Below are 5,057 nucleotides of genomic sequence, written 5' to 3'. Positions count from 1 at the left end.
GTGCTCGCGGGCAGTCTTAACGTTACCGGTTTGTTCGCGACGGCGATGAATGGTGCGCCGCCGAAGAATTCGCAGTGCTGAATCACACCACCGACACCACCGTAGCCAACTGCATCGAACGCCTGCCCGAGAGCACTCGGGGTCGCGGCATTGTCTTGCCAGAACGAAATACGGAAGTTTGCGATGGCTCTTGCACCGCCGGCATCATCGGCCGGGGTCGTGATGACGATGTCGTTGACGAACCAGACCTCGGTCGTCGGTACGGTCAGCGCGACGGTTACGATGCTGTCGATTGCGGCGCCGGCCTGAACCGTGAGGGTTTGCATGTCGTAGCCGGCGAGCCGGCCGTCGAGAATCTTCATGATCTGCAATGATTCCGCGTGAACGAGCGGCTGATTCACTGCCTGGTCGAGGTCCCAGAACGCGGCCTGGCCCTTGTAGACGCCGATGGGAATAAAACCGAGCTGGTTTTGATTGATCCCGCCGGTAACCTGGGCTGGTGTTAACGTGCTGAGAACCTGCATCGGACTTACGGTAGTGGTTTTATCCACAACTCTCGTGGCACCTTGTGTTCTTATAGTCATGTACTACCTTCCTTGTGGGAAAAAAGATTACCGGCTGTAACCACTGGGCTGGAAGGACTCGGACATCGACTTCATCATGCCGGACATCATCCCCATGACCATCATGAGCATCATGATAGACATCATCGGCGTGAGAATGGTATTGATGTCGAGGGTTTGGGTTGCAACAACCGTTGACATTTCTTTGTTACCTCCTTATGATCATTGGGTACCGATTGCCGACTACATGCCGGGTTGGAACACGGTGGACATGCTCTTCATCATGCCGGACATCATCCCCATGACCATCATGAGCATCATAATCGACATCATGGGAGTAAGGATCGTGTTGATGTCGAGAGTTTGAGATGGGGTAACGCTCGGAATAACGGACGCTTGCATGGTGCTCGCTTGCATTGTTCCCGCTTGGGCTGCGCCGGCTTGCTTTGGCATGGAGAAAACCTGATGAGTTCTTACCATTTCTTTCCTCCGAATTATTCGACTACCGCTGTCGAATGTTGATTAAGATTAGACGCCGAAAGCGGAACGCAGGCGGGCGGCCCAGCGATTGCCGGTGCCAGGCTGGACAGCATTCTTGTAAGACTGGACGGGAACGGAACCGGAAACGTCCTGGCCGAAGAAGGCGGACATGCCATTGGCGTAATTGCGCTGCATCTGGGGGATCTTGGCCTCATATTTTTGGGTAGCGGACTGAATCGTTGCCATTTTTTAGTTCCTCCGAATTAAAATTTTTTCTATAGGTTTCGAGTGCGCGGTAAACACTTTTACCTATTACAAGAATATAATAGCGCAATTACTTACACTTGTACAACTACTGTTTTAACTACTTTCGGACCCTTAACATGTGCCAGTGTATAAAGCCGTGTAGAAATGACAACAGGGCGTGACGAATACGCCATGCCCCTATTTAACGATTTTCGATTCAAATAATGACTACGAGTAAAGAACTAGATCTCGTAATGATAAGCAGTAGGACCGTCGAACATTAGGAAGCCGTTTTCCATATGATGAGGTATTCCTATCCGAATTGCTTCATTGATTGCATTTTTGACCAGAGGATGTAGAAGAAAAATACCTTTTGGTAAGCCTGTGGATTTATACAGTTTGTAATAGTGCTCGATTAACCATCCCAACAATACCTTTCCATCAGTAAAAGAATCACAGAGTGTATTGACGGGTATTTCTAATTTGATAATGTCCATTCCAAGTCCTTTTTCTTAATTCTCGGGACAACCAGACTTGAACTGGTGACCTCATGGTCCCAAACCACGCGCTCTAACCGACTGAGCTATGTCCCGATGTTTTTTATTACTTGGCTCTCGGGGAAGGGTTCGAACCTTCGTACATGGATTCAAAGTCCACGGTCCTACCACTAGACGACCCGAGATTACTTTATTAGGCGCTCCGCGTACTCACGTGAATTTCGCTTGAAGAATTTCTCATATTCTGGTGTACCCTCTTTTAATTCAAAGAATCTTGCCTGCCCCTCAACCCATGATATAACAAGTTTAGTATGCATGAGTACGCGGATTGCTGTTTCGATTTCAGATTGTGAGAAATGCTTCTTGCGACGCATTGGTTACTCCTGTTCGTCCTTAGACACCATTTGGGATGGTAGTCCCTTTTGATCCACTTGTCTTTTGAAGGAAATGGGCACTAATGGTTTTGTCGTTGTTTTGATGGTGCCTTTGATGTTGAAGAATGTGCTGAGCTGAGTTGCCATGGACTGTGTCAATTGCTTTGTCAGGTCCATTACCCAGGGAGCACCTGCTGGCGTGATTGGTTTGAATTTGATGTAGATTTCCCCATCGGCGTAATTGGCACGGATCTCCGCGACAACATTTTCACCGATTACTTTTGCACGATCCATTTGATCTTGTGATACTCCAGGAAACATGTTACCTCCTTATTTCGTAGACCTTATTTCGTAGATTGCTCTACATTTCTTGATTATTCTCTCGAGTGTGCTAGGAGTAATTTGTTGGGGACCGTCGACCAGTGCATTGTCCGGATCATCGTGCACTTCGATCATTAAACCGTCGGCGCCGGCAGCAATCGCTGCGTAAGCCATATCTTCCACCATGTCACGTCTGCCAGTGCCATGGCTCGGATCCGCGATTACTGGTAAATAAGTTAATGAATGTATCACAGGTATTGCAGAAATTTCCATGATATATCTGGTCGGGCTGGCTGATTTATATAAACCGAATGGAAGCATGCCGCGTTCGCAGAGCACGACGTTTGCATTGCCTGTAGCGAGAATGTATTCCGCGAAGGAAAGATACTCTTCGATACTGGCGCCGAAGTTCCTTTTGTAGAGAACAGGGAGTCCTTCATGGCCAACGTCATTTAACAAGTCCTGGTTGTACATGTTACGGGCGCCGATCTGTAACATCGAAAGTGTCTGTGCGGCTGCCTTGACGTGCTGTTGACCACGTGTCTCGCTCACTACCGGCATGTTGAGCTCTTCGGCAACATCAGCAACTATGGAATAACCTTCTTCGAATTCGTCTCGGGCACCACCGCCAATTCCCTGCCAGGAATGGACAGAACTTCTTGGCTTGACGACACCGCCGCGTAAGATGTCCGCGCCTGCTTCTTTACATTGTCTCGCGATGCGTAAGTATTGTTCTTCACTTTCTACCGCACAGGGGCCGGCGATTATAACAGGAACACCACCCTGCTTGATGTTGACGTCGTTAATTTGAACTCCGTTGAATTTGATCGCTTCACCGAACGTTTTGCTGAGGAGACGATTTTTCTCTGATAACCTACGTGCGCTGAGTACGTTGGTCATTCTGGAAATGAACCCGTAGTCGACTCTCGAGCTGTCTCCAACAATTGCAACAACTGCTCGATCTGGCTTTGAGAATACCGCGTACTGTGTGTTTGTATTGCGAAGATAGTCCAGTACCGCTTCACACATACCATTGGTAATTATCATTATTTTATTCCTCTTCTTCTTCTTCAGACTCCCAACCCGGGATGTCTCCTTTTTGCTGTCTAAATGCAGGAGGTAACATTTGGTTCATTATTGATTCCATCATGGGTACCATCGTACGATTCATCATGTTCGCCATGGTTTTGGCCATTGGATTCTCACCTGATGATACACGTTCCTGCTTTCTTCTCTTTTCTTGAATAGGAATCTTGTTATAGATGTCTGCTAGCGTAGGCTGTAGTTGCATCATGACGTCCTGGGCAGCAGCTTGAGCCGTATCTTCAGACGCCATTTTTGCAGCGGCAAGTTCACCGGCACGCATGTCCTTCGCCATTTCGATAATTGGACGAGCTTGTTGGGTACCAATTGCTGAGAGTTCTTGGGAGATACGGGTGCCGAGAACAACAAGACTCATACCGAATTTGATTGATTCTTCAACTATTTGGGCATTTGGACCAGATCCGACAGCCAGTGGAATATGAAGACTGTTGATGATTGCTTCAGGAGGAGAACCTTTTGAAAAAACTTGCATTCCTTTTGAGGCCATCACGCTTTCGCGCTTCATTGCCCTGAGCTCGTTTTTGTTAGGTCGTTTTCGAAGACCCTCACGTTCGAGCTCTTGGGCGGCGACACGAATTGTGCCAGCGTTGTGTCCGGCCTCTGTTAACTCTTGCTCGTTTTGACCGTGTAAGAGCGCCCATTTAACATAGGCGGTTTTACCCTTGGGCGCTTCATCCCTCATGTACTCGGGAATGTTCTCTTCTTCATCTTCGTTCTCATTTTCGTCAGGATTTTCGTCGGGATTTTCTCCCCGGATTCGGCTTTCACCTTGACTTCGGCTTTGCTCCTCGCCCTGACTTTCGTTTTGATCCACATCCCGATCTTTACTTTTTACTTGTTCTTCATCCTCTTCCTCTTCTTCATCTCCATTCTCTTCTTCATTCTCATCTTCATCGATTACTGTTCTTCCCTTTCTTTCTTCTTCATCTTCGTCTTTCTTTGGGAAGAAGTGTTGATTGTCGTTGAATTCATTAGGATCTCTGAATACCATTTTTATATACCCCCTATGCTTTACTATATTATAGCATGTTTGTGATGCGTTTGTAAACATACTGTTTAGGATCACTGGTGCACTTGGGCACAATTTTTATTTCGGTTAGATACTGCACTATAATAACTTTACATACAGTCTACTTTGTTAGTAAAGTGTACATTCATTTTTCTAGGGCTGCTATATTTTGCAGAAAGACTTACAAAAACGCAGGAACTTGTAGAAGTGCAGAACAGTTAGCTTACACCGCACCTTGTACACCTCCTTAAATCAATCATATTTATTCAACTATCAGTTCTATAGCTCGTTTAACCCCAATGTTCTTAGACAACCTTGCGATACGCACCGCGTCACGAATGCTGTTCGTCTTTCCTATGATACGAATTGCAATCTCGTGCGCATCCTCTACAGAAAGAGATTCGTGTTTTATGAGAACTTGTTCGACTACATTAATGAACTCTATTGACGTGTATGGCCTTAT

At 46.7% G+C, this 5,057-nt stretch carries 9 protein-coding genes and 2 tRNA genes; all 11 read right to left on the bottom strand.

Annotation, left to right across the window (positions count from 1 at the left end; translation table 11 throughout):
* Nucleotides 1-551, bottom strand: a 551-nt coding sequence (locus PHI12_13525; GenBank protein ID MDD5511812.1) for a hypothetical protein, incomplete at its 3' end; no start/stop codon positions are given.
* 60 nt (nt 552-611) lie between these two features.
* On the bottom strand, nt 612-764 hold the full coding sequence (locus PHI12_13520) for a hypothetical protein (protein ID MDD5511811.1): 153 nt from the start codon (nt 762-764) through the stop codon (nt 612-614).
* A 42-nt stretch (nt 765-806) separates the two neighbouring features.
* Nucleotides 807-1,043: a hypothetical protein gene (locus PHI12_13515; protein MDD5511810.1), complete on the bottom strand. Its 237-nt coding sequence runs from the start codon at nt 1,041-1,043 to the stop codon at nt 807-809.
* A 48-nt stretch (nt 1,044-1,091) separates the two neighbouring features.
* Complete coding sequence (locus PHI12_13510; GenBank protein ID MDD5511809.1) at nt 1,092-1,289, bottom strand: hypothetical protein; 198 nt, start codon at nt 1,287-1,289, stop codon at nt 1,092-1,094.
* 519 nt (nt 1,290-1,808) lie between these two features.
* A tRNA-Pro gene (locus tag PHI12_13505) sits at nt 1,809-1,882 on the bottom strand.
* A gap of 15 nt (nt 1,883-1,897) precedes the next feature.
* Nucleotides 1,898-1,971 (bottom strand) — tRNA-Gln (locus tag PHI12_13500).
* Nucleotides 1,972-2,160 (bottom strand): hypothetical protein, encoded by a 189-nt coding sequence (locus tag PHI12_13495; protein ID MDD5511808.1) that lies wholly within the window; start codon nt 2,158-2,160, stop codon nt 1,972-1,974.
* Nucleotides 2,161-2,163: 3 nt separating this feature from the next.
* Nucleotides 2,164-2,481, bottom strand: coding sequence for a hypothetical protein (locus PHI12_13490; GenBank protein ID MDD5511807.1), 318 nt, complete (start codon nt 2,479-2,481; stop codon nt 2,164-2,166).
* Nucleotides 2,482-2,490: 9 nt separating this feature from the next.
* Nucleotides 2,491-3,528 carry a 3-deoxy-7-phosphoheptulonate synthase gene (gene aroF, locus PHI12_13485; protein ID MDD5511806.1) on the bottom strand — a complete coding sequence of 346 codons (1,038 nt, stop codon included), beginning with the start codon at nt 3,526-3,528 and terminating at the stop codon, nt 2,491-2,493.
* Between the two features lie 4 nt (nt 3,529-3,532).
* Complete coding sequence (locus PHI12_13480; GenBank protein ID MDD5511805.1) at nt 3,533-4,576, bottom strand: hypothetical protein; 1,044 nt, start codon at nt 4,574-4,576, stop codon at nt 3,533-3,535.
* 280 nt (nt 4,577-4,856) lie between these two features.
* Nucleotides 4,857-5,057: AAA family ATPase (locus tag PHI12_13475; GenBank protein MDD5511804.1), on the bottom strand; the 201-nt coding region annotated here is incomplete at its 5' end.

Source organism: Dehalococcoidales bacterium (assembly GCA_028716225.1).
Lineage (GTDB): Bacteria > Chloroflexota > Dehalococcoidia > Dehalococcoidales > UBA5760 > UBA5760.
Note: the sequence above shows the minus strand (reverse complement) of the source record. Positions and strands in the feature narration are given on the sequence as shown.

What these genes read in the sequence shown, in the direction of transcription:
- PHI12_13520 (MDD5511811.1), bottom strand. Translation starts at nt 764, where the DNA reads ATGTCAACGGTTGTTGCAACCCAAACCCTCGACATCAATACCATTCTC.
- PHI12_13515 (MDD5511810.1), bottom strand. Translation starts at nt 1,043, where the DNA reads ATGGTAAGAACTCATCAGGTTTTCTCCATGCCAAAGCAAGCCGGCGCA.
- PHI12_13510 (MDD5511809.1), bottom strand. Translation starts at nt 1,289, where the DNA reads ATGGCAACGATTCAGTCCGCTACCCAAAAATATGAGGCCAAGATCCCC.
- PHI12_13495 (MDD5511808.1), bottom strand. Translation starts at nt 2,160, where the DNA reads ATGCGTCGCAAGAAGCATTTCTCACAATCTGAAATCGAAACAGCAATC.
- PHI12_13490 (MDD5511807.1), bottom strand. Translation starts at nt 2,481, where the DNA reads ATGTTTCCTGGAGTATCACAAGATCAAATGGATCGTGCAAAAGTAATC.
- aroF (MDD5511806.1), bottom strand. Translation starts at nt 3,528, where the DNA reads ATGATAATTACCAATGGTATGTGTGAAGCGGTACTGGACTATCTTCGC.
- PHI12_13480 (MDD5511805.1), bottom strand. Translation starts at nt 4,576, where the DNA reads ATGGTATTCAGAGATCCTAATGAATTCAACGACAATCAACACTTCTTC.